This window comes from Catenulispora sp. GAS73 (genome assembly GCF_041262085.1).
In the GTDB taxonomy this organism is placed as follows: Bacteria; Actinomycetota; Actinomycetes; order Streptomycetales; family Catenulisporaceae; genus Catenulispora.
The window spans coordinates 12,854-36,565 of sequence record NZ_JBGCCM010000047.1 but is presented as its reverse complement, the minus strand read 5'-3'; the positions used below and the strand labels follow the sequence as shown (position 1 = coordinate 36,565).

General features: G+C 71.9%; 22 protein-coding genes. 7 read left to right on the top strand and 15 right to left on the bottom strand.

The window, feature by feature from the left end; genetic code table 11:
• Positions 1-361: 361 nt before the first annotated feature.
• Entirely contained in the window at positions 362-1,696 is a 1,335-nt protein-coding gene (locus ABH935_RS44530) for an MFS transporter (protein WP_370384092.1), read from the top strand.
• 19 nt (positions 1,697-1,715) lie between these two features.
• On the opposite strand, the gene mshC is transcribed toward ABH935_RS44530, so the two are convergent.
• From mshC to ABH935_RS44505, 5 genes are all read right to left on the bottom strand, one after another.
• Positions 1,716-3,047, bottom strand: a complete 1,332-nt coding sequence (gene mshC / locus ABH935_RS44525) for a cysteine--1-D-myo-inosityl 2-amino-2-deoxy-alpha-D-glucopyranoside ligase (protein ID WP_370384052.1) — start codon at positions 3,045-3,047, stop codon at positions 1,716-1,718.
• Between the two features lie 178 nt (positions 3,048-3,225).
• Complete coding sequence (locus ABH935_RS44520) at positions 3,226-4,212, bottom strand: GNAT family N-acetyltransferase (protein WP_370384051.1); 987 nt, start codon at positions 4,210-4,212, stop codon at positions 3,226-3,228.
• A 61-nt stretch (positions 4,213-4,273) separates the two neighbouring features.
• Positions 4,274-5,137 carry an SCO1664 family protein gene (locus ABH935_RS44515; RefSeq protein WP_370384050.1) on the bottom strand — a complete coding sequence of 288 codons (864 nt, stop codon included), beginning with the start codon at positions 5,135-5,137 and terminating at the stop codon, positions 4,274-4,276.
• Positions 5,134-5,700, bottom strand: coding sequence for a DUF3090 domain-containing protein (locus ABH935_RS44510; RefSeq protein WP_194916913.1), 567 nt, complete (start codon positions 5,698-5,700; stop codon positions 5,134-5,136). Before ABH935_RS44510 ends, ABH935_RS44515 begins: the two co-directional genes overlap by 4 nt.
• Before the next feature lie 65 nt (positions 5,701-5,765).
• The gene (locus ABH935_RS44505; RefSeq protein WP_370384049.1) at positions 5,766-6,476 is read right to left on the bottom strand and encodes a histidine phosphatase family protein; all 711 of its coding nucleotides are present in this window, start codon (positions 6,474-6,476) and stop codon (positions 5,766-5,768) included.
• A gap of 106 nt (positions 6,477-6,582) precedes the next feature.
• Here ABH935_RS44505 and ABH935_RS44500 point away from each other — a divergent pair, with 106 nt between their 5' ends.
• Positions 6,583-7,563 (top strand): magnesium and cobalt transport protein CorA, encoded by a 981-nt coding sequence (locus ABH935_RS44500; RefSeq protein ID WP_370384048.1) that lies wholly within the window; start codon positions 6,583-6,585, stop codon positions 7,561-7,563.
• A 5-nt stretch (positions 7,564-7,568) separates the two neighbouring features.
• Positions 7,569-8,756, top strand: a complete 1,188-nt coding sequence (locus ABH935_RS44495; RefSeq protein WP_370384091.1) for a methyltransferase — start codon at positions 7,569-7,571, stop codon at positions 8,754-8,756.
• A gap of 47 nt (positions 8,757-8,803) precedes the next feature.
• Here ABH935_RS44495 and ABH935_RS44490 read toward each other — a convergent pair whose 3' ends face one another.
• The 8 genes from ABH935_RS44490 to ABH935_RS44455 form a co-directional block, all read right to left on the bottom strand.
• Complete coding sequence (locus ABH935_RS44490) at positions 8,804-9,607, bottom strand: metallophosphoesterase (RefSeq protein WP_370384047.1); 804 nt, start codon at positions 9,605-9,607, stop codon at positions 8,804-8,806.
• A 47-nt stretch (positions 9,608-9,654) separates the two neighbouring features.
• On the bottom strand, positions 9,655-10,431 hold the full coding sequence (locus ABH935_RS44485) for an HAD family hydrolase (protein ID WP_370384046.1): 777 nt from the start codon (positions 10,429-10,431) through the stop codon (positions 9,655-9,657).
• 85 nt (positions 10,432-10,516) lie between these two features.
• Positions 10,517-11,137: an NUDIX domain-containing protein gene (locus tag ABH935_RS44480; RefSeq protein WP_370384090.1), complete on the bottom strand. Its 621-nt coding sequence runs from the start codon at positions 11,135-11,137 to the stop codon at positions 10,517-10,519.
• Between the two features lie 148 nt (positions 11,138-11,285).
• The gene (locus ABH935_RS44475) at positions 11,286-13,007 is read right to left on the bottom strand and encodes a CTP synthase (protein WP_370384045.1); all 1,722 of its coding nucleotides are present in this window, start codon (positions 13,005-13,007) and stop codon (positions 11,286-11,288) included.
• Positions 13,008-13,218: 211 nt separating this feature from the next.
• Positions 13,219-14,226 carry a glycosyltransferase family 4 protein gene (locus tag ABH935_RS44470; RefSeq protein WP_370384044.1) on the bottom strand — a complete coding sequence of 336 codons (1,008 nt, stop codon included), beginning with the start codon at positions 14,224-14,226 and terminating at the stop codon, positions 13,219-13,221.
• The gene (gene murJ / locus ABH935_RS44465) at positions 14,223-16,043 is read right to left on the bottom strand and encodes a murein biosynthesis integral membrane protein MurJ (RefSeq protein ID WP_370384043.1); all 1,821 of its coding nucleotides are present in this window, start codon (positions 16,041-16,043) and stop codon (positions 14,223-14,225) included. The genes ABH935_RS44470 and murJ overlap by 4 nt, the downstream gene beginning before the upstream one ends.
• Positions 16,036-16,929, bottom strand: coding sequence for a hypothetical protein (locus ABH935_RS44460; RefSeq protein WP_370384042.1), 894 nt, complete (start codon positions 16,927-16,929; stop codon positions 16,036-16,038). Before ABH935_RS44460 ends, murJ begins: the two co-directional genes overlap by 8 nt.
• A 249-nt stretch (positions 16,930-17,178) precedes the next feature.
• Positions 17,179-18,174, bottom strand: a complete 996-nt coding sequence (locus tag ABH935_RS44455; RefSeq protein WP_370384041.1) for a copper transporter — start codon at positions 18,172-18,174, stop codon at positions 17,179-17,181.
• 390 nt (positions 18,175-18,564) lie between these two features.
• Between ABH935_RS44455 and ABH935_RS44450 the strand changes: the two genes are divergently transcribed.
• Positions 18,565-18,858, top strand: coding sequence for a hypothetical protein (locus tag ABH935_RS44450; protein ID WP_370384040.1), 294 nt, complete (start codon positions 18,565-18,567; stop codon positions 18,856-18,858).
• 13 nt (positions 18,859-18,871) lie between these two features.
• Here ABH935_RS44450 and ABH935_RS44445 read toward each other — a convergent pair whose 3' ends face one another.
• Both ABH935_RS44445 and steA read right to left on the bottom strand, forming a co-directional pair.
• Positions 18,872-19,636 carry a hypothetical protein gene (locus ABH935_RS44445; RefSeq protein WP_370384039.1) on the bottom strand — a complete coding sequence of 255 codons (765 nt, stop codon included), beginning with the start codon at positions 19,634-19,636 and terminating at the stop codon, positions 18,872-18,874.
• Between the two features lie 74 nt (positions 19,637-19,710).
• A complete protein-coding gene (gene steA, locus ABH935_RS44440) occupies positions 19,711-20,907 on the bottom strand; it encodes a putative cytokinetic ring protein SteA (protein WP_370384038.1) in 1,197 nt (398 codons plus the stop codon).
• Between the two features lie 229 nt (positions 20,908-21,136).
• On the opposite strand from steA, the gene ABH935_RS44435 reads away from it, so the two are divergent.
• Genes ABH935_RS44435 through ABH935_RS44425 form a run of 3 tightly spaced genes read left to right on the top strand, consistent with a single transcriptional unit; the run spans position 21,137 to position 23,693 of the window.
• A complete protein-coding gene (locus tag ABH935_RS44435; protein WP_370384037.1) occupies positions 21,137-21,610 on the top strand; it encodes a hypothetical protein in 474 nt (157 codons plus the stop codon).
• Between the two features lie 20 nt (positions 21,611-21,630).
• The gene (locus ABH935_RS44430; protein WP_370384036.1) at positions 21,631-23,031 is read left to right on the top strand and encodes a sensor histidine kinase; all 1,401 of its coding nucleotides are present in this window, start codon (positions 21,631-21,633) and stop codon (positions 23,029-23,031) included.
• Positions 23,032-23,066: 35 nt separating this feature from the next.
• Positions 23,067-23,693, top strand: coding sequence for a response regulator (locus ABH935_RS44425; protein ID WP_370384035.1), 627 nt, complete (start codon positions 23,067-23,069; stop codon positions 23,691-23,693).
• Positions 23,694-23,712: the final 19 nt, after the last annotated feature.

Below are 23,712 nucleotides of genomic sequence, written 5' to 3'. Positions count from 1 at the left end.
CAATCGGAACTTAGTCAGTTCATAATGAGAACCGACTCTGGGGAGGACACACGTGAGCGCCGACGCGCAGACGGATAGCAAGAACGACACGGGGCCGGGCGGCATGGCTGCGGCAGCACGAGACCGCGCGCTCGCCGCACCGACAACCGAGATGCCGCTGGTCAGCGGACAGGCACGCGACACGGCCGCAGCACCGCAGGCCAGCTCACAAGCGCGCGAAACAGCCGCAGCACCGCAAGCCAACGCGTCGCCGCATCGCGCGAGCACCGCACCGCCGACCGCCGAGCAAACAGGCGGCATGGCCACCGCGCCGCCGGATCGCATGAGCGCCGCACCGCTGGTCAGCACACAAGCGGGCGACATGCCCGCCGCACAGCCAGCCGCCACGCCGCCAGCCGCAGCACCACTGTCCAGCGCAGCACAGGATCGCGCGACCGCGACGTCGCCAGCCGCGCCAGCGCCGCAGCCACCGCCCCGTGCCGCGCGCTCCTGGTTCTGGCGCTACTTCGCGGGGTCGACGGTCAGTCGCGTCGGTACCGCAGTGACCACCGTCGCGCTGCCGCTGACCGCGTTGGCTGCGGCGCACGCCAGTAGCTTCGAGGTCGGTGCTGTTGCTGCGGCGGGGTATGCGGCGTGGGCTGTGGTGGGGTTGCCGGCGGGGGTTTTGGTGGGGCGGTTGCCGTTGCGGGGGACGCAGGTGGCTATGGATCTGGTGCGGGCGGGGGCCTTGGCGTCGGTGCCGGTGGCGTGGTGGTTCGCTTCGGTCACCGTGGCGCAGTTGGTGGTGGTCGCGTTGGTGGTGGGGGTGGCTTCGGTGGTGTTCGACGTCGGGAATGCCACGATGCTGCCGTTCCTGGTGGACAAGGAGGAGCTCACTGCGCGCAACAGCCTCACGTCGGGGGCCGAGGCGGTGACGACGCTGGCCGGGCCGTCGCTGGGCGGAGCTTTGGTGCAGGCGGTCGGGGCGGCCGTGGCCATCGTCGTGGACGTCGTCAGTTACCTGATATCAGCGCTCTTGTTGTGGAACGTGCCGCGGCCGCCGAAGGTCGTCGCTGATGCGGGCGCAGTCAAGGTGACTGTGCGGGCTTCGATTCGGGAGGGTTGGCACTTCCTCATCCGTGAGCCCGTCCAGCGGGCGAACCTGTGGATCGCGACGTCCATGAACTTCATCTGTGGCGCGCTGATGGCGCTCACGCCGCTGTTCCTGGTGCGCACGCTCGGTCTCGGGGCCGCGTGGGTCGGGGCGATGATGGCGGCCGAGGGGTTGGGCAGTCTGCTCGGGGCTTCGCTGACGCCGCGCCTGACCCGACGCATCGGGACCGGGCGGGCGTTGGTCGTGGCGTCGTTGGCGCTGCCGCTCGGGTACGCGTTGATGCCGTTGGCGGGACGCGGCTGGGCCGCGGGGGTGTTCGCGCTGGGGAACGCCGCGTTCGCCGGAACGGTCGTCGTGGCCAGCATCGTCACGCGCACCTACCGGCAGATCGCGACGCCGACCGAGTTGCTGCCGCGGGTGATGGCGACGGTGCGCTTCGTCTCCTGGGGCGTCATCCCCGTCGGCGCGCTGGCCGCCGGGGCTGTCGCGTCCTGGTACGGGCCCCGCGCGGCGTTGTGGTGGACCGCCGCCGCGACGCTCGCCGTGCCGGCGGTGGTGCTGACCAGTCCGATCCGCGCGCGGCGAGACATCGCTGAGGCGTGAGGGGCCCGAGAGCAATCCCTTAGAGCGCCACGCCGAGCAGTGCGTCCGTGATCCGGCTGATCTGCCCCGGCGCCGCTGTATTGCGCTCGGCCAAAGCGGAACCCGAAGCCGAACCCGAAGCCGAACCCGAAGCCGACTCAGAAGACGACACAGAATCCGAAGCGTCCGCAGCCTCCTGCCGAGCCACCCACCGGTCGATCACCACCAGCGCCGCGGGCGTGTCGAGGTCGTCGGCGATCCGCTCGCGCACCGCGGCGAGCACGTCGTCGGCCGGCACGCCGTCCGGCCGCGACACCGCCGCGCGCCAGCGCGCCAGGCGCACCTCGGCGGCGGCCAAGTCGGCGTCGGTCCACTCCCAGTCGGTGCGGTAGTGGTGCGCCAGCAGGGCCAGGCGGATGGCCATCGGGTCCACGCCGGCGTGCCGGAGCTTGGAGACCAGGACCAGGTTGCCCTTGGACTTCGACATCTTCTCGCCGTCCAGGCCGACCATGCCGGAGTGCACGTAGGTGTGCGCGTAGGGCCGCTCGCCGGTGACCACCTGCGCCTCGGAGGCCCCCATCTCGTGGTGCGGGAAGGCCAGGTCGCTGCCGCCGCCCTGCAGGTCGATGCCCATGCCCAGGTGCTCCAGGGCGATCGCGGCGCACTCGATGTGCCAGCCGGGCCGGCCCGGTTTCAGGCCGGCGGCGCGCGCCGCCTCGCCGGGCTCCCAGGAGGGCTCGCCCTCGCGTTCGGCCTGCCAGAGCAGACAGTCCAGGGCGTTCTTCTTGCCGGGGCGGCCCGGGTCGCCGCCGCGCTCGCCGAAGGTGGTGAGCATGTCGGGGGTGTCCAGGTGCGCCACGGAGCCGAAGGCGGGGTCGGAGTGGACCGAGAAGTAGATGTCGCCGTCGACGTCGTAGGCGGCGCCGCGCTCCAGGAGCTTCACGACCAGATCCACGACCAGCGGGATGGACTCCACGGCGCCGACGTAGTGCTGCGGCGGCAGGATGCGCAGCGCGGTCATGTCCTCGCGGAACAGGGCGGTCTCGGACTCGGCCAGGCGGACCCAGTCCTGGCCGGTGGCCAGGGCGCGCTCCAGCAGCGGGTCGTCGACGTCGGTGACGTTCTGCACGTAGGACACCGGGTGCCCGGCGTCCAGCCACGCGCGCTGGATCAGGTCGAAGGCCAGGTAGGTGTTGGCGTGTCCCATGTGGGTCGCGTCGTAGGGCGTGATGCCGCACACGTAGATGCGGGCCGCCTCGCCGGGGGCCGCCGCCGGCGTGGGCACCAGGCCCTGCGCGGCGGTGTCGTGGAGCCGGACGGCGGAGCCGAGACCGGGCAGGTCAGGAACCTCGGGGGCGGGCCATGCGTGCATGCGGATGATCCTATCGGGATCGGCGCGGACGGTGCCGGGTGCGGGTGCGGACGGCGGCACGGAGCCGCTGCCTGCCGCCGAAGGCAGGGCAGACACCAGGGGCAACGGAGCGAAGGGTGGCGTTTGTTCCGGCGGCCGCGTGCGGTCGAGGGGCGGACGCGGGGCGTCTCAGGGCGTCTCAGCCAACGGTCGCGCCGGTCTCGTCGCTGCTGCTCGCGGCATCGGTCTCACCGGCGCTCGCAGCGCCGCCGGATCCGACGGGTCCGACCGTCCCCCGGGTCCAGGCGGTCAGCAGCGGCCGGTAGCCGCACCGGCTCCAGAACGGCACCGACAGCGGGTTCGTGGCCGTGTAGTGCAGCAGGATCGCGCCGATACCCTCGGCGTCGAGTTCGGCGTGGACGTGGCGCGCCAGCGCGCTCCCGACGCCGCCGCCCCGCTCCCCCGCCGTGACGGCTCCGCAGTTCAGGTACGCGGCGGGACCGACGCGGATCAGGTGCGCGGCCCAGGAGGCATACGCCGGCGGCTGGACCACGATCAGCCCGACCGGCTCGCCGTCCCGCTCGGCGATCCAGGCCCGCTTCTCCTCCCCACCGACGGCCTGCGCGACCTGCTCGGCCAAGCCGGACGCTGTGGAGGGCCGGATCGCGACGTAACCGAACTGCGCGTCCCAGCGCAGTTGTTCCATCCACAGCCGCGTCACGGCTTCGGTGTCCCGGGGCTTCGCGCGACGGATCACGACGCCGGAGTCGGCATTCCCGGGAACGGATTGCCCGGCGAGCCGCACCGCGAGAATCGCCTGCGGCGTGAATCCCCGCTCGACCAAAGCCCGCGACACCGCGGTGTCGCGCGAGGGCCAGGTGATCGTGGCGATGCTGTCCGGGCCCGGACGGAACGCGTCCTGCTCAGCCCACAGATCCAACAAGTCGGCGAACGCCTTCGGCCCGTCGACCTTCGGCACCAGCTTGCTCTCGTGGGCCGCGAAGAAGGTGTAGCCCCAAGTCTCAGGATCGGCGTCCACGTTCCGCACCAGCGCCACCCCGCCGGGACAGCTCAGCGTCGTGTCGTACTCCCCAGGACCCGGAAGCAGCTGCGACGACGCCAGCAACGGGTCGAAGGCCGCTCGCCGCGCCTGATGCGCCGCGAGCAATTCCGGACTCTGCTCCACCGAACCCTCCCTCACAAGCCGCCAGACACACTAGCGGCCCGCTCGGGTCGGAAGCAGGGTTTCAGAACGGCGGCCAGGGCACCGGACGCCGACGCCCCTCGGGCCCCGGTATCCGGTCGGTCTCCAGCAGCTCCCTGATGCGCTCCCGGGTCGCCGCGACCTCCTCGGCGTCCAGCAGGTCGCCCAGCCGGCCGCCGAGGCCCCCGGACTCGACGTCCCGGTCCAGCTTCTCCAGCACTTCGCGGACCTCGTCGCCCAGCGGCTCGCTGCTGAAGCCCCACAGCAGGGTCCGCAGTTTGTCGTCGATGTTGAAGGTCAGCCCGTGGTCGATGCCGTACACGTGCTCCGGCTCGGCGATGCCGACCAGCAGGTGCCCGCCCTTGCGGTCGGCGTTGTTCACCACCGCGTCGAAGGCCGCGATGCGGCGCAGCCGCTCGTCGGCCTTGTGTGCCAGCACCGCCGGGCGGCCGTCGCCGAGTTCCACCGACAGCACCGGGCGCCACTGGGCCGCGGCCTCGTCCGCCGGGTCGTCGTCGAAGTCCTCCGGCAGCAGAGCGAGCAGGTCGTGCTCGTCCTCGTCGGGGGTGTCGATCCACAGCTGGCACATGCCCGGGCCCCAGGGGCCCTCGCGCATCACCGTCGGCGGCACGATGCGCCAGCCGGTCGCCTGCGACAGCTCGTAGGCGGCGACCTCGCGGGCGGCCAGCGTGCCGTTGGGGAAGTCCCACAGCGGGCGCTCGCCGGCCACCGGCTTGTGCACGCAGGTCAGGCTGACGCCGTCCAGGGCGACCGTGCCGTAGAGCGTGGCGTTGGAGGCGTTGGTGAGGCGGCCGGTGATGGTCAGCTCGCCGCTCGTCAGGACCTGCCGGACCCCGGCCGGATCGAGATCCTGATCGGCCGCGGCGTCCGCTCCGGGGGTGCTCAAGCGGCGCGCCGCCGGTAGCCGTTGGAGCGCGGACACACATGACCCTCCGGGTCCAGCGGCAGCGAGCAGAAGGGGCACGGCGGCCGGCCGGCCGAGACCACGGCCTTCGCGCGGGAGGTGAACGCCCGCGCCTGCGCGCCGGTGAGCCGGACCACCATGGTCGGCGGGCCGTCGGCCTCCATGTCGCCCAGCGGCGGCTCGCCCTCGCCCTCCATCGGCGCCATGGCCTCGATCACGACCCGCTGCGTCTCGCCGTCCCAGGCCAGCGCCAGGGCCGCGACCCGGAACTCCTCGAAGACCGGCTGTTCCAGGGGCTTGTCGTCGGCCAGCTCCAACGGCGCGATCGCCGGGACCGGGGCGGCCCCGCCGGAGCGGCGCACGACCTCGTCCAGCAGGTCGTCCAGCCGCTCGGCCAACGCCTCGACCTGCTCCTTCTCCAGCGCCACCGAGGTGATCCGGCCGCCGGAGGCCGCCTGCAGGTAGAAGGTGCGGTGCCCGGGGAGTCCGACGGTGCCGGCGACGAACCGTTCCGGGGGGTCGTAGACGAAGAGTTCCCGTGACACCGTGTTTCCTCCTACAAGCTTCGCGCTCAGGCCCTCTCATGGGCCCCGCAATCAAGCCTATGCGTTCATGCGTTGTCGGCGCCCGCGCCGCCCCCCACTGCGGCGTCCGCGTCCGCTGTAGGCGAACGCTCCGGGGCCGGCTTGTAGGGCGCCGGGTCGCCGCCGACGTCGTTCAGGCGCACGACGAAGGGCCGCATCTCGGTGTAGCGCACGGCGGTCACCGAGCACGGATCGCAGGTGATGCGCTGGAACTGGTCCAGGTGCAGGCCCAGGGCGTCGGCGGCCAAGGCCTTGATGACGTCGCCGTGCGAGAACACCGCCCACACCGCCTCCGGTCCGTATTCGGCAGCTATCAGGGTGTTCCATTCCCGCACCGCGGCCACGGCACGCGCGGACATGTCGGCCATCGACTCGCCCTCGGGCCCGGGGAAGCGCGCGGCCGAGGGATGCCCCTGCACGACCTTCCACAACGGTTCCTTGGCCAACTCGGCCAGCGGCCGGCCGGTCCAGTCGCCGTAACGGCATTCGCCGATCCGCTCGTCCAGGTGCACCGGCACGCTCTCGCGGCCGGCCAGCACGATGTCGGAGGTCTGTCGGCAGCGCTCCAGCGGGGAGCTCACCACGGCCGACAGCGGCACCTCGGCCAGCCGCTTGGCCAGCTCGCCGGCTTGCTGTTCGCCGCGCTCGTCCAGGCGCACACCCTTGGTCCAGCCGGCGAGGATGCCGGAGCTGTTGGCCGTGGTGCGGCCGTGGCGGATCAGGAGTACCAGGGTCACAGGCCTCACCCTACGACTTGAGGCGCCCGGGCGGCGGATCGGATCTGCGCCCCGGCGCCGGATCGGATTGGCGCCGCGCCGCTTGGCCTGCGGGATAATCGCCCGCATGATCGTCGACTGCGCCACCTACCAGAACGGCCGCCGCGTGGCCGCGCCCGAGGACCTCTCGGACGCGTTGGAGCAGGCCAGGAGCTGCGGGGACCCCGGGGCGTTCCTGTGGCTGGGGCTGTTCGAGCCGGAGCCGGACGAGTTCGACCTGGTGGCGCGCGAGTTCGGGCTGCACCCGCTGGCCGTGGAGGACGCGGTGAGCGCGCACCAGCGGCCCAAGCTGGAGCACTACAAGGGCTCGACGTTCCTGGTGTTCAAGACGCTGCTGGAGTCCGACCCGCACCATCCGCTGCAGCTCGGCGAGATCTCGGTGTTCCTCGGCGAGAACTTCATCGTCACCGTCCGGCACGGCTCGGCCAACCCGCTGTCGGGGGTACGGCACCGCGTCGAGGCCGAGCCGGAACTGCTGCAGCTCGGGCCCAGCGCGGTCCTGTACGCGGTCGCGGACCTGGTCGTGGACTCCTACAGCGGCTACGCGCAGCGGATGCAGGACTCGATCGACGCGCTGGAGACCGAGGTCTTCTCCCCCGTCCGCGGCGACTACGGCGGCCCGATCTACGCGCTCAAGCGCAACGCGATCGTGTTCGCGCGCGCCGTGGTGCCGCTGGTGATGCCGACGAAGGCGCTGGTCGCCGGGGAGGAGGACCGGATCGCGAAGGAGACCCAGCCGTACTTCCGGGACGTGGCCGACCACGTGCTGCGCGCCACCGACGGCGCGCGGGAGTGGAACGAGCTGCTGGACCACATGCTGGAGGCGGACCGGTCGCGGGTGTCGGTGCAGCAGAACGACGACATGCGGCGGATCTCGGCCTGGGCGGCGATTCTGGCGGTGCCGACCGCGATCGCCGGGATCTACGGGATGAACTTCGACGACATGCCGGAGCTGCACTACCACTACTCGTACTACGTGGTGCTGGGGATCATGGCCACGGCGTGTGTGGTGCTGTACGTGCTGTTCAAGCGGGCGAAATGGCTGTGAGCGGCGTGCCGGTGCCGCCCGGCGAGTTGGAGCTGACACGGTTCCCGGAGGACGCGCGCGAGCAGTTGCGGGCCTGGGACGCGGCGGACGAGTACCTGCTGCGGCACCTCGACGACGGATCGGAGCGCGCGGGCCTGCTCGGCCGGGTCGTGGTGCTCGGCGACCGGTGGGGCGCGCTCACCACGTCGCTGGCGCTGACCGGGGCGTACGTCACGCAGATCTCTGATTCGTTCCTCGGACAGCAGGCCACCGCCGCGAACCTGGTGCGGAACGGGCATTCGGAGCCGGAGGTGGTGCTGGCCTCGACCGCCGAGGACTTCGGCGCTGAGTTCGGTTCGGACGTCGGTGCTAGGCTCCCGGCGCCGATCGACGTGCTGTTGGTTCGGGTGCCGAAATCGTTGGCGCTACTGGAGGACCAGCTGTGGCGGTTGCGGCCGTTCGTCGGGCCTCAGACGCGGATCGTGGGGGCCGGGATGGTCGCCGAGATCCATACGTCAACGCTTCAGGCCTTTGAACGGATTCTGGGGCCGACGCGGACGTCTTTGGCGGTGCGCAAGGCGCGGCTCCTCTTCTGTGAGCCGGATTCGGCGTTGCCGCGCGGGGAGAATCCTTGGCCGCTGACGTATCAGCTTCCTGATGGTATCGGGGTCGCGAGCGGGCACTCCGTGGTGAACTACGCGGGGACGTTCTCGGCCGACCATCTGGACATCGGGACGCGGTTGTTCCTTCAGCATCTGCCGAGCCGGTCTGATACAGCGCGGGTCGTAGATCTGGGGTGTGGCAACGGGGTTGTGGGGTTGGCGGCGGCGCTGGCGAGCCCGAAGGCGAGCGTGACGTTCGTCGACGAGTCGTACCAAGCGTTGGCTTCGGCGCGCGCCACCTTCGAGGCGGCGTTCCCGCCGGGCACGCGCGAGGCGGAGTTCCGGGCCGGCGACGGGATGGACGGCTTCGAGCCGGGCAGCGTGGACCTGGTGCTGAACAACCCGCCGTTCCACAGCCATCAGGCCACGACGGACGCGACCGCGTGGCGGATGTTCACCGGCTCGCGGGCGGCGCTGCGGCGCGGCGGGGAGCTGTGGGTGGTCGGCAACCGGCATCTGGGCTATCACCTGAAGCTGAAGCGGTTGTTCGGGAACTGCGAGGTCGTGGGGAGCAATCCGAAGTTCGTGGTGCTGCGGGCCGTGCGTCGGTGAGCAGGCTCCCCAGCCGACCCCAGCCAACCTCAGCACCTCAGCACCTCTCAGTCGACCAACACCGCCTCCTCGGCCTCGGCAATAATCTCCTCCGGCGTCGGCGGCTTGAGCAGCATCTCCGCGATCCGTGCCTGCCCCGGGTCGCCGGCCGCCTGGATCGCGGCCACCGACTCGCGCACGTCGTAGCGGGTGGTGCGCAGCTGGACGTCGGGGCCGAGCAGGGCCCAGTAGGCCAGGCCCGGCTCGTCGTGGTGGAAGGGCAGGCCGACGCTGCCGGGGTTGATGCTGCGGCGGGTGCCGACGAAGCGGTCGAACTGCAGGTGGGTGTGGCCGGTGACCAGGACGTCCTCCTCGATCCCGGCGGTCATCTCGGCGAAGCGCTCGGCCGGGGTGCCGGGGGTCACGGCCTCGTTGTCGCTGCGCGGGGAGCCGTGGCAGAAGCGCACCGGGCCCAGGCCGCGCACGTCCACGACGACGCTGAACGGGAACGAGCCGACGAAGGCCAGCGATCCGGTGCCGTGCCGGGCCGGGACCCACTCCTGGCGCGGGTTGGCCGGGGTGTAGGCGCCGGTGGCGATCTGCCGGACGTAGCGCTCGCTGTTGCCGCGCACGCACACCGCGCGCCGACCCAGGCTCTTGACCGTCGCGACCGCCCCGTCGGGGTCGACGCCCCAGGTCAGGTCGCCGTTGAAGACCACCAGGTCGGCGGCGGCGACGTCGGGCTCGGCGAGCACCGCGCGCAGCGCGGGGAGGTTGGCGTGCACGTCGGACAGCACCGCGACCCGGTCCACCGGCCCGTACCGCTTGGCCTGGCCCTCCCACGGCGCGGGTCCGTAGAACTCAAGGGACATCTTGGTCCTCCCCGGGACGGCGAATCGGCTGTTTCCGGGATTCAAGCCTAATCGCGGTCCTGATGGTGGGCGAGAAGTGACCGAGCACTGAGACCGGGGGCGTCGATCATGCTGATCAGCTCGGTGAAGGAGGCGATCTCCGGGCCCGGCCAGTCGTCCTCGCGGTCGTGCGCGCTGCTGCCGTGCCAGTCCGCGGCGCGCAGCATCACCGGCGTCATGCCGACGGCGGCGGCGCCGGTGAGCTCGCGCGAGCCGCCGTCGCCGACGTAGAGGCAGTCGCCGGGCGCGACACCGAGGCGGTCGCAGACCAGGTGGAAGAAGGCCGGATTCGGTTTCTTCAGGCCCTCGTCACAGGAGAACACAGCGGTGTCGAAGTAGCCGGCGACGGCCAGGCGCGGCCACGCGACGGGCAGTTCCGGGGTGCAGTCGCTGAGCAGGCCGAGGCGGTAACCGCGGGTTTTGAGGGCCCGCAGGGCCTCGGGGGCGTCGTCGCGGCAGACGAACAGCGCGTTCTGGGCCGTCACCCGCGCCTCGCACGCCTCGGCCAGGGCGGCGTCGGAGGGATCGATGCCGCAGCGGCGGGCCAGAGCGCGGAAGGTCTCGGACAGGTCGCCGAGGGCTCCGGTGGCGCGTTCGACGAAGGAGTCGGACAGCGTCTCGCGCCACTGCTCAGCGGGGAGCCCGAGGGGTGCGGCGCTGGCGGCCGCGGCGTGGAACCAGGCCTCGTCGGAGGCGCTGTGGGTGAGGGTGCCGAAGAAGTCGATGACGACCGCGGCGAAGGGGGGTGGCGAGGTGGGCTCCGTCGCCGCAGACATTGTTTCCATCAACACAATCTAGGCCCGGCGTCGTCTGAAATAGCCGGGCCGGGCGATGCGCCGAGCCCGCGCTCAGCCCGCGCCGAGCCCGCGCCTAGAAGGGCCGCTGCGGCCACGGCGCGTCGGCCGGCCGCAGGTCGTCCAAAGCGTTCGTGGTGATCGCGGTGGTCAGCGCCAGCACGCCGGCCACGGTGAGCGGATTGTGCAGCTCCCCGGCCAGGATCAGCTTGGTCACCTCGGAACGGTCGGCCCACACGACGGCCATGTCGGCCTCCTCGTGCTCGCGCGCGAACTGCTCGCCGTCGGCCTCGCGCACGCCGCGCGCCAGGTAGACGCGGATCGCCTCGTCCGAGCCGCCGGGGGTGGTGAACAGGTCGACCAGCACCCGCCAGTCCTCGGCCTGCTGGTGCGTCTCCTCGTAGAGCTCGCGCCGCGCCGCCTCCAGCGGGTTCTCCCCGGGGTGGTCCAGCAGCCCCGCGGGCAGCTCCCACAGCCGCCAGCCGACCGGGTGCCGGTACTGGCGCACCAGCAGCACGCGGTCCGCCTCGTCCAGCGCCACGACGCCGACCGCGCCGGGGTGCACGACGTAGTCGCGCTCGGCGACCTTGCCGTCCACCATCTCCACGGTGTCGGTCCGGATGGAGATCACATGCCCCCGGAACTTCTCCTCGGAGGCCAGGACCGGCCACTTCTCCGGTTCGTCGCGGATCTCCATCACGCTCCAGGGGCTGTGTGTGTCGCGGATTCGATGAGTGGACATCGATGATCGCCAGCCTATCGCGACAGCCCGTTCGCGGGCGGCGGAGACGGCAAACGCCCCGGCGCGAACGCCGGGGCGCGGTGTCGTGCTCCCTACCCGCGCCTCAGGCGCCGGCAGCCGTCTCGGCCAGCGCCTCCCCGGCGGCGGTCGCGGCGGCAGTCGCCGCGGCGCTCTCGGCTGCGGCGCTCGCCTCGCCCTTCGAGCGCTCGACCGCAGCCGCGATCAGGCCGGCGAACAGCGGGTGCGGCCGGGTCGGGCGCGAGCGCAGTTCGGGGTGCGCCTGCGTGCCGACCAGGAAGGGGTGCGTCTCGCGCGGGAGCTCGACGAACTCCACCAGCCGGCCGTCCGGTGAGGTGCCGGAGAAGACCAGGCCGGCCTCCTCCAGACGCGGGCGGTAGGCGTTGTTCACCTCGTAGCGGTGGCGGTGTCGCTCCTCGATGTAGGGGGCGCCGGCGTACAGCTCGCGGACGACGGTGCCCTCGCCGAGCTTGGCCGGGTACAGGCCCAGGCGCATGGTGCCGCCCAGGTCGCCCTGGCCGGCCACGATGTCGCGCTGGTCGGCCATGGTGGAGATGACCGGGTCAGGGGTGGCCTCGTCGAACTCCGCGGAGTTGGCCGCGGCGATACCGGCCAGGTTGCGGGCGCCCTCGATCACGATGCACTGCAGGCCCAGGCACAGGCCCAGCAGCGGGATCAGGTTCTCGCGGGCGTACTTGACCGTGTTCACCTTGCCCTCGATGCCGCGCACGCCGAAGCCGCCGGGCACGCAGATCGCGTCCACGCCGGTCAGGTGCTTGGCCGCGCCCTCGTCGGTGGCGCACTCGTCGGAGGGGACCCAGCGGATGTTCACCCGCGCGGAGTTGGCGAAGCCGCCGGCCCGCAGCGCCTCGCTCACCGACAGGTAGGCGTCCGGCAGGTCGATGTACTTGCCGACCAGGGCGACGGTGAGGTCGTGGTCCGGCTCGTGCACCCGGCGCAGCAGGTCGTCCCACTGCGTCCAGTCCACGTCGCGGAACGGCAGGTTCAGCCGGCGCACCACGTAGGCGTCCAGGCCCTCGGTGTGCAGGACCTTGGGGATGTCGTAGATCGACGGCGCGTCCACGGCCGCGGCCACGGCCTCCTCGTCCACGTCGCACATCAGCGAGATCTTGCGCTTGATGGCCTGGCTGATCGGCCGGTCGGCGCGGCACACGATGGCGTCCGGCTGGATGCCGATGCTGCGCAGCGAGGCCACCGAGTGCTGGGTCGGCTTGGTCTTCATCTCCCCTGACGGGCCGATGTAGGGCACCAGCGAGACGTGCAGGAAGAACACGTTCTCCCGGCCGACCTCGTGCCGGAGCTGCCGCGCGGCCTCCAGGAACGGCAGCGACTCGATGTCGCCGACGGTCCCGCCGACCTCGGTGATCACGATGTCGACCTCGTCGCCGCCCATGCGCCGGATCCGGGACTTGATCTCGTTGGTGATGTGCGGGATCACCTGGACGGTGTCGCCGAGGTACTCCCCGCGCCGCTCCTTGGCGATCACCGCGGAGTACACCTGGCCGGTGGTGACGTTCGCCGAGCCGTGCAGGTCGGTGTCCAGGAACCGCTCGTAGTGGCCGACGTCCAGGTCGGTCTCGGCGCCGTCGTCGGTGACGAACACCTCGCCGTGCTGGAACGGGTTCATCGTGCCCGGGTCGACGTTCAGGTAGGGGTCGAGCTTCTGCATCGTGACCCGCAGGCCCCGGGCCTTGAGCAGGGCGCCCAGCGAGGAGGCGGTCAGGCCTTTGCCCAGGGAGGAGGCGACGCCCCCGGTTACGAACAGGTGTTTCGTCTGATGTGCCAAAGGGGGGCTCCCGCGGATCGCTGGTGAAAACTAAAGAGGGCGCTGCTCGATGAGACAGAGAGCGGTGGGCGATGCGGTGCCGGAGGGGGCGTCGTCCGTGTCGGGGCGGCGGGGCCTGCACCTGTCATCCACGGGAGACCAGGATATCAGCAGTTGCGGGGCCCGGGGCTCACGGGTCGATCATGGCGGACAGGTGTCGGCAACATCCCGTTCATGATCGGTTTGACGCATACGCGGCGAGCACCGCGGACAGTTCTTCCTCAGGGCTCGGCCACAGCGCGTCCCAGTCGGGCTTCGGCGGCGCAGGGGCCGCAGAGGTGTCCAGGAGCGCCCGGGACAGCGCCTCCGGATCGCCGGGCGGAATCAGCGGCAGATAGCCCGCAGTGACCTCCGCGACGCCGCCGACGTCGGTCGCGATCACCCTCGGCACACCGGCCCGCAGTGCCTCCTGCAGCGCCAGCGGCCGGGCCTCCCAGGTGCTGCACATCACGAACACGTCGGCGGCGCGTAACAAATCGGCGATGTCGGCGCGGTGGCCGAGCAGCGCGACCGGGAGATCGTGCGCGTCGATGGCGGCCTGGAGCACGGAGCGCTGCCGGCCCTCGCCGGCGATGGCGACCGGCGGAACGTGCCCGGCACCGAGACGCTCCCGGATTGTTATCAATGCCTTGAGAAGAGTGTCATAGTCCTTCTGCGGCGCCAGCCGGCCGACGGCCAGGACCAGGCGGCGATCGTCGTCGGCGGCCAGGCCGAGTTCGCGGCGGAGCGCGTCGCGCACTTCCGGCGTGGGAAGCGTCGGCGCGGGCAGAGCGGGGGCCACGACCGGGCCGAAGGAGGCGTTCTTCGCGCCGTCCCTGGTCGCGGTGGCGACCAGGTCGTGCGAGGCGGCCAGGACGGCGTCGGCGCGTTGCGCGATCAGCCGCAGCAGCAGTTCCCCGGCGCGGGTGGAGGGCGCGTTGTGCAGGGTCACCACGGTGCGCTTGCGGGTCGCCAGGCACGCCGCGGCGCCGGCGCGCAGGCCGTGCGCGTGGACCACGTCGGCCTGGGCCTGGCGGGCGGCGTGGCGGATCGCCGGTATGGCGCCGGTGCCGGTGGCGACCAGAGTGCGGACGTCGTGGCCGACCTCGCGCAGGGCCCGGGTGAGGCTGTCGACGTGGACGCCGATGCCGCCGGTGCTCTCGGGGCGGACCAGCAGGATCCGCAGGGCGTGCGTGCTCATTGCGGGGACCTCCGGCCACGCCGGTTCCGGTACCGGTATTCGATGGGTGCGCGCAGCCACTTGCCACACTCGGTGTCCGGCAGCAGGCGCTTGGCCGCGACGACGGCGACGCCGACGAACAGCGCGATGGTGAGCAGCGCGGCGGCCGCGCCGATGAGCATCGCGCGCAGCGGGCCGGTGGCGCCGGGCAGTGCGGCGAGCAGCATCCCGATCGGTGCGGCGACGGCTGCGGCGAGCGCCGCGACCAGACCGGCGCGCCCGACGCCGGCCAGCGCGTCGCGGCCGACGCCGCGGCGGACGGCGGCGAGCAGCGCGGCGCCGGCCACGGTCATGCCCGCGACGTTGCCCAGGCCGAGGGCGATGACCGCGTCCTCGCCGGGCAGGAGTTCGACCAGCGTCAGGTCGGCGATCAGGACGGTGAACCAGCCGGCGCAGACCGCCGTCGCTGCGGCGCGGCCCCGGCCGCAGGCGTAGAGCGCGCGGCTGAGGTGGGCCAGCAGGCCGTAGCCGATCAAGCCCGGGGCGAAGGCGGTCAGGCCCTGGCCCATCATCTCGACGGTGACGCTGCCGCCGGTGCCGTGGCGCGCGGTGAGGAACAGCCGGGCCGTGGGCCACGCGGCGGCGGCCAGGACCGAGGCGCCGGCCGCGGAGAAGATCACGACGGCCTGGGTGGTCGCGGCGACGCCGTGCGCGTAGCCGCGGCGGTCCCCGGCGGCCCACTTGGCGGACAGGTCGGTGAAGGCGCTGGTCGCGACCGGGACGGCGAGGACCGCGTACGGGAGCGAGTAGACGGCCCACACCAGGTTGAACACGGTGAGGGTGCCGGTGGAGACGTGGCCGGCGTTGGAGAGCAGGACGATGGTCAGGACCGCGAGCTGCTGCGCGATCAGCGTCGCGACGCCGGCGACGCCGAGGGAGCGGGCCCTGCGGGCGACGCCTTCGGGGAAGCGGAAGGTCGGGCGGAGGTTCAGCTTCGCGCGACGGACTGCCGGCAGCAGCGACAGGACCAGGATGAGGACGCCTGCGGACGTGCCGAGGGCCAGGACGAGCTCGGGGACGTGGCGCAGGTCGCGCAGGTGGGCGCCGCGGCCGCGGTCGAGGAAGGCGAAGACCGTGTAGGAGGCGATGACGACCAGGCTGGACAGCAGCGGGGCCAGGGCCGGGGCCAGAAAGCGGCGATCGGCCTGCAGGGTCGCGCCGAGGACGACGGCCGCGCCGTAGAGCGGGATCTGCGGGAGGAAGAAGATCAGGAAACGGCTGATCTGGTCGGTGTAGTAGGGGCCGTGGCCGCTGCCGAGGATGTGGCCCATCGGGCCCGCCAGCGCTACGCCGGTCGCCGACAACGGGATGAGGATGGCCAGCGTCCAGGTCAGCAGGGCCGAGACGATGCGGGAGGCGCGGGCGCGGTCGGCGGGGCCGTCGCCGCCGGTGAGGGGGCCGGCCAGGAGCGGGACGGCGACGCCGGCCAGGGCGCCGCCGGCGGTGATCTCGAAGACGATGTTCGGGAGCTGGTTCGCGGAGTTGTAGGCGTCGGCGAGGGAGCCGGCGCCGACGGTGTGGGAGAAGACAAGCCAGCGGCCGAAGCCGACGACGCGGGAGGCGACGGTCGCTATGGCGATGAGGACGGCGGCGCCGAGGAGGGTGTTCGCTCGGTGAGGGAGGCGGACACCGCGCGGGCGCTGAGGGCTTTGAGGGCTCTGCGGGCTCTGAGGGCTCGCGGGCTTCGGCTCTGCGTGTTGCTGCGGCACCGAGGACTCGACGACGGCTTCCGGCTCAACCACCTCGGCCGGGTCGTGATCGATCTGGACGTCAGCCATCAGCGGTCTCGTTCCGCTTCGGGATCCGGCCCCACTCGTCGAGCGCGCGCAGCGGCGGCGTCGCGGCGATGACCTTGGTGAAGCTGACCTTCTCGCTGGCGGCGGTGAGCGCGACGAGACCGGTGGCCAGGGCGACCAGGCCGGGGCGCGAGGCGCGCGCGGCTGCCGCGACACCGAGTGCGGCACCGAGTGCGTTCGCGCCGCAGTCGCCGAGCATGGCCTGCTCGCCGAGGTCTTCGGGAAGAAGCGCTGCGGCGGCACCGAGTGCCGCCGCTGTGAAGAGCCCGGAGCTCGATTTGCTTGTGAGAACCTCGCGCAGGAGGCCACCGCCGGCGCCGATGACCGCGGCTTTGGTGGCACGTCCGGGGCGGAGGTCGAAGAGGTTGACGACGTTCGCCGCACCGGCGACGACGAGGCCCGCCAGCACGCGGTCGAGCGGATCGCGGCGGATGACGGCGCCGGCGGCCAGACCGGTGGCGCCGATGCCGAGGATCTTGACGGCGCCGGTGGTGACCTCGCCGTGCGCCAGGGCGCTGAGGTGGCCGCGAAAGCCCTTGGCGGCGCCGCGCTCGTTGAGGTCGTCGTAGAGTCCGACGGCGCCGGCACCGAGTGCCGCGCCACAGCCGGCGAGGCGCACCGAGGCGGACAGCCCGGGGACGAGGAGGGCCGCCGCGGCGATGCCGAGGGCGACGGCAGGGCCTTCGAGCAGGGTGACCTCACGGCCGCGGTTGTTCTTGCGGACCCAGCGTTCCCGGCCGCCGGGAGGGCGCGCGTTCAGGAGGCGGTAGGCGCCGCGCGCCACGCCGCCGCCGACCGCGCCGGCCGCCACGACACCGCCGACACCAGCCACCCGGCCGGCGCCGCCGAACACCCCGGCCGCTGCCACGCGCTCGACGCTACCTGCTGCGCGGGGCCGGATCGCCGAACGACGCGCGCCGGAGGGTGCTTGCCGAGCGCGGAGTTCGAGGGCTGTGATCGCCGCGCTCAACCGGTTCACTCCGGTGGACAGCCTTTCCAGCCGGTCCCCCGGCGCGCCGGAAAGCGCCCTCACGACCACACCCGGCCGAACCAAGTCACCCACCACCGGAACCCCACTCACCCGAAATCCCCTCCGCATACCGGCCCGCCACCCGCCTCAGTGCAGGTCCGGCAGCGGCCCGTCGGCCGTTCCGGTGAGTCCGTAGTGCCCGGTCTTGCCGCCGGCGGCCTCGGCGAGGGCGAACACCGCGATGATGCGGCCGGACGGCTGGTCGGCGCTGTCCGCGGTCGACACGTTCTTCGACACCCAGCTGTCCTTCAGCGCCGCTGCCAGCAGGCCCGGGCTCGCCGCCGAGGACGCTGGGCCCGCCAGGACCGCGCCCAGCGAGCGGCCGCCGCCGGTCAGGTCCTTCAGGAGGCCGAGGTACAGCGCGTCGGCGGCGTCGTTGCCCGCGGAGCCCGACGAGGGCGCCGGCGGCGCGAGCACCACCACCAGGTCCGCCGAGGTCGCGCTGGCCGCCTTCACGTCGACGAACCCCGCGTCGCTGTAGGTGGTCAGCACATCCTGGGACGCCTGGTCCGTTATGTTCTGCTCGCCGACGCCGGAGGAGTTCGCCGGTATGCGGTGCACCACCGCGCCGGCGATGTCGGCCATGGCGATCACCGGGGCCGGCGTGCCGGACGTCGCGGAGGCCGACGGGCTCGGCAGCTGCGCTCCCCCGCGTTCGGTGGCCGGGAGCTTCGCGCCGGTGGCGGCCAGCTTCGCGGCCTGGCCGGGGTCCAGCAGCGCGGACTTCAGCGTCACCTCGCCGGTGACCTGCGCTCCGGCCTTGCCCAGCAGAGCGGCCAGGGCGTCGCCGCTGGAGCCGTCGGCGCCGGGGAGCATCACCACGGCGACGGAGTGGCCGGCGAGCTTGCCGGCGACGGCGGCCGGGCCGAGGGCGGCGATCAGGCTGTCGCGGTCGCGGACCTGGTTGTCGAGCTCGTTTTGGGTGCCGTGCAGCGCCTGGTTCTGGCCGCGCAGGGAGGAGAGCTGGTTGTTCAGCTCGTCGTAGGCGACCTTGCTCAGGTAGGAGGACCCGATGACCAGGCCGACGGTGAGGGCGAGGAAGACCGCGACGATGGAGACGACGTGGTAGCGGAAGTCGATCAAGTGAACAGTCCCCGCAGCCGGAACAAGGGGCTTCGTCCCTCGCTGAGAGCAGCGCCAAGATCTGCCGGGCGCGCGGAGGCCGCCACCGGCAGAGGATCACTCCATGAGCGCCCTTCGGCTCGTCGTTGCCGCACGTATCTCCCAGCTCACAGACGAATCGGTCTCGATCCAACGACAGGTCAAGTCAGGTGAAGCCTACGCGCTCGCCCGGCAGTGGCCAGTAGTCGGCTTCGTCCGCGCGGCCGGGTACTCCCCCGCTCGCGAGACACGCCCGTGAACGCCGACAAGGCTCCCCGCCACGGGCAAGACCCCGAACAGAGATTCACACTAACTAGTGATTCGATACCGCGGAACCCGGGATGTGGCGCCACCGTGCGCCAAGATCCAGGCATGGCACGCATCGAGACAGCGGTGACTTCGGGCGGCGGCGTCGTATACGGCGGCCGCCCCGCGAAGATCGCCGGTTTCAGCGATGGGACAGTGAAGCTGCGCTTCGCCGACGGCGAGATCCTCAACGTCGCCCTCACGGTATTCGTCCTGAACGCCCGCGTGGGCAAAGAGCCCGACAGCCCGGCACCGACGACCCCCTGGGAGCCCGTGGGCCAGCGGGCCCGCCACGTCCGGGGCATGCTCAACAGCTACACGAGGGGACGCAGGGCCGCACTGCACGAACTGGGCCGATAGCCGCCGACCGCGGTCAGTTGAGGATGTTGACGGCGCGCGCCGCCACCAGCGCGATGGTCACCAGCGACACGCCCGACTGGACCATCATCGTCATCTTCGCCCACGAAGACATCGGCAGGGTGTCCGTCGGTGAGAACGCGGTGGAGTTGGTGAACGAGAGGTAGGCGTAGTCGACGAAGGTCGGTTCCCAGTCCGGGGACGCCTTGGACGGATCCGTCATCTGCGCGAAGAGGAAGTCAGGGTACGGGTTGCGAGCCGCGGCGCGTGAGAACGGCCCGCCGCGGTCGAATTCCCAGTAGATCAGCCCGAAGACCACGACGTTGGTGATCCAGATCGCCAGGCCCGAGCCGAGCAGCGTGACAGCGTCGACCGTCGGCGCTCCCGCCTTGTGATGCAGGATCTCGTTGATCAGTCTGGCTATCGAGGTGAGGTTCGCGATCGCGATGGAGATCGTCATGCTCAGCGACATCCACCGCACTATCGGGTGCTCGCGTTGGAACCGGACCGGGTTGGCGGCAACGAGTCCGAGCAGCAGAACGACTTCGAGCGCGGGGAGGAGCAGCTTGGGTTGCAGGGCGTAGCGGTCGGGAAGCACCACCTGCATCACGATGGCCAGCACGACTCCGATGGTCACCGGCCAACGCCGCTCGCCGGCGGTCTCGCGCAGCCAGCCCGGCAGTTTGCCGATCTCCCAGTGCAGGCCCGGCACGTGCTGGTTGTGGTGCGGCAGATGTTCCCCGGCGGCGCGCTCAGCCCCGGGATCCCGGCGATCGTTCATCCGCTGAGAGTACGCGTGGCCCCGGTGCCGCAGCCAGTGTCTGACCTGCGTGACAACAGAGTCTCTTGGACTCGCTACGAAAACCAGCTCCGCATCCAGAACACGAAGTCGTCCCACAGCGAGCCCAGCACGGTCAGATACCCCTTGCCGGCCGGCGAGACCAGCAGCGTGGCGATGATGGTGGTGAGCGCGGCGAGCACCAGCGCGGCCAGGGACGTGTTGGAGATGCGGCTGCGGTACAACCGCGAGACGCCCTTGGCGTCCACCAGTTTGCCGCCCACGCGCAACCGGGTCAGGAACGTCGAGGCCATCCCGCCGCGCCCCTTCTCCAGGAACTCCACCAGGTTGGTGTGGCCGCCGACGGCGACGATCAGGGTCGCGCCCTTGTCGTCGGCCAGCAGCATCGCCACGTCCTCGCTCGTGCCGGCCGCCGGGAACAGCACGCACGGCAGCCCGAGGTTGGTGACGCGGTCCAGGCCCGGGGCGGTTCCGTCCGGGTAGGCGTGCACGATCAGCTCGGCGCCGCAGCCCAGTGCCGCGTCGGAGACCGAGTCCATGTCGCCGACGATGATGTCCGGCTTGTGGCCGCCCTCCAGCAGCGCGTCGGCGCCGCCGTCCACCCCTATGCACACCGGCCGGTATTCGCGGATGTAGGGACGCAGCACCGCCAGGTCGTCCTTGTGGTGCGTGCCGCGGACCACCAACAGGACGTGGCGGCCGTCCAGCTCGGTGCTGATGTCCGGCACGCCGACCCCGTCGAACAACAGGTCCCGCTCGGCGCGCAGGTACTCCATCGTGTTCGCGGTGAACGCCTCGATCTGCTCCGAGACCGTCGAGCGGGCCTCGGCCAGCGCCTCGACGACCTCGGCCAGGTCCACGGCCTTGCCCACCGCGACCGGGGTGCTGCCGCGCAGGATGACGTTGCCGTCCAGGCGCACCATGTCGCCCTCGCAGATCCGCTCCAGCACGGCCGGCCCGACCTCGTCCACGACCGGGATGCCGGCCGAGAGCAGGATCTCCAGGCCCATCGCCGGATAGCGGCCGGACAGCGACTTGGCGGCGTTCACCACGGCCGCCGGCTTGCAGGCCAGCAGGGCCTCGGCGGCCGGGCCGTCGAGGTCGACGTGGTCGATGAGGGCGATCTCGCCGGCGCGCAGGCGCTTGGTCAGGTCCTTGGTGCGGCGGTCCACTCGGGCAACGCCGGACAGGCCCGGCAAGTCTGGCTGGCGGGCCTGGGCTCGGCGTCGGGGACGGTGCGGAGAGTGCGTCATCACTGGCGCTCATCGTCGCACGTCCGGCTGCGGCGGTGGTAAGGGATTGGCCGGTGGGTGACGCGGGGTCGGTGGGGAGGGTGGAGGGGGGTGGAGCGGCGGAGGGGCGCTGGAGGGGCGGCGCAGGCGCAAACGCCGAGGTCTCCACCGGCCACGCCCCGTCATCTCCACCCCGGTCTCCACCCCCGCTCCGATCTGGGGAAGCCGCGAAATCCCTACCGTCGAAGACATGAACATCCTGCAGATCGTCCTCATCGTCGCGGTCGCCGCGCTGGTCATCGGGAAGCGTCTGACCGGACGTCCGGTCGACACCCGGCGCTCGGTCGTCATGCCGGGCGTGCTGGCCGTCTACGGCTTCGTCATCCTGCAGAAGAGCGGCACGCTCACGCACACCGACCAGGTGTGGCTCGGGATCCAGGCGGGCGTGTCGGTCGCGATCGGTCTGATTCGAGGCACATCGATCCACCTGTACGAGCGCGAGGGTGTGCTGTGGGCCCGCTACCGGCCGATCACGATCCTGCTGTGGCTCGGGTCCTTCGCGCTGCGCTTCGGTCTGGATGCCGCCGCCGTCGGCGCCGGGGCGGGCAAGTCGGTGATGACGTCCTCGACGATGCTCATGTTCGGGCTGTCGCTGGCCGCCGAGTCGCTGATCGTGGTGCCGCGGGCTCACGCCAGCGGGATCCCGGTGCTGGCGCGGTCGTGAGTGCCGGCGCGAGTGCAGGCGTGAGTACAAGTACGAGCACGAGTACAAGTACGAGCACGAGCACGAGCGCCGGGCTGGCTGCTCGCACTAGCCGCACCAGCCACACCAGCCGCACCGCCCGAGCCGCGGCGTGGGCCACGAGCCGGGCTCGGACGTGGCGCGAAGCCCTGAGCCACCTCGCCGTGGCCGACCTGGCCGACGTGCTTCCCGCCCGGTCGGACGGGCACACTGACCTCATCATGAGCACCGGCACCGAGGACTTCCCCGATCTGCGGCGGTGGACCGAGCGCTGGCCCGCCGTCGCCGTGGTGGCGCGGCTGGTGGCCATCGGCGGCGTGTCGATCGCCATCGCGCACAGCCACCGGCCGGCCGCCTGGGCCTTCGGCGCGGTCGCGGCGCTGACCGGCGTCGCGTGGTCGGTCTCGGCGGTGCGGCGGGTGCCGGGGCTGGTGCCGGCCGTGGCGGTGATCGCGCTGTGCGGTGCGGTGCTGGCCGGTCCGGGGCTGGCCGAGCCGTCGGGGCTGACGTACGTCTTCATGAGCGTGATGTACCTGCAGTCCATGACCGAGGCACGGTCCACGGCGCTGTACGTCGGCATCGCGGCCGTCGTGGTCGGAGCGATCACCGCGGTGATCGCGAACGACGGGAGCCAGTTCCCCTGGGTCGTCGTGGTGACGGTCAGCGGCTACCTGTTCGGCGACGCGCGCCGCTCCCGCCGCCTGGCCCTGGAACGCGCGCAGGACCTGCTCGTGATGACGCGCCGCGCCAACACCGAGCAGGCGCACGCGGCGGCACTGGCCGAACGCGGGCGGATCGCCCGGGACGTGCACGACGTACTGGCGCACTCCCTGTCGGGCCTGGCGATCCAACTGGAGGCCGCCGACGCCCTGATGACCGACGGCACGGACCTGGACCGCGCGCACACCATGGTGATCCGCGCCCGCCGCCTGGCCCGCGACGGCCTGTCCGAGGTCCGCCGCGCGGTGGCGGCGCTGCGCGAGGACGTGAAGCCCCCGGAGGAGACCCTGGCAGTGCTGGCGGCCGACTACGCGGAGGACACCGGCTGGCCGGCGACGTTCGAGGTGGTCGACGGACCCGTGCCGGAGCTGGCAGTGGAGACGGCGCAGACCCTCCAGCGCGTCGCGCAGGAGGCGCTGACGAACGCCCGCAAGCACGCACCAGGCGCGCCGGTCACGGTGCGGCTGGCGGTCGGCGCGGACACGGTCACGCTTACGGTGGAGAACGAGACGTCGACGAAGCCCTCGACGCCACTCTCGGACTCCGGCGGCGGCTGGGGACTGGTGGGACTGCGGGAGCGGGTCGGCTTGGTCGGCGGGTCGGTGGAGGCGGGAGTTGTGGCGGGCGGCGGCTTCCGAGTCGCGGCGGTGGTGCCAGCCAGGAAGACCAGCACCCCCGCCTGAAGCAGGGCCGTCCAAAACACTGTGAGAATGCTGCCGTGGCAGCGATCCGAGTAGTGGTGGCCGACGACCAGGCAGCAGTGCGCGACGGCCTGGTCGCCCTCCTGTCCGTGACCCCCGGCGTCGAGGTGGTCGGGGAGGCCGGGGATGGGGCGGCGGCGGTGGTGGCGGCCGAGGCGCTGCGGCCGGATGTCGTACTCATGGATCTGCGGATGCCGGGTGTGGACGGGGTTGAGGCGACTCGGCTGATCGGGGCGAGTGCGCCGGACGTGCGGGTGGTGGTGCTCACCACGCATGCCGACGATGCCTCGATTCTCAAGGCTCTGCGGGCCGGCGCGACCGGCTACCTGACCAAGGAGTCCGGGCGGGCTGAGATCGCGCGGGCCATTGAGGCCGCCGCGTCGGGGCAGTCGGTGCTGGACGACGGGGTCACGGCCATACTGCTCGCCGCCGCCGTGGATGTCCCGCCCTCAGTCGACCTGACGCCGCGCGAGGCCGAGGTGTTAACCCTGATCGCGCGCGGGAAGTCGAACACCGAGATCGCCGGGGAGTTGTTCGTCTCCGCCGCGACGGTGAAGACGCACATCAACAATCTGTTCGCGAAGATCGGCGTGCGCGATCGGGCTCAGGCTGTGCGCTACGCGTTGCGGCACGGGCTGGACTGAGTTGCCAGCCAGGGACGAG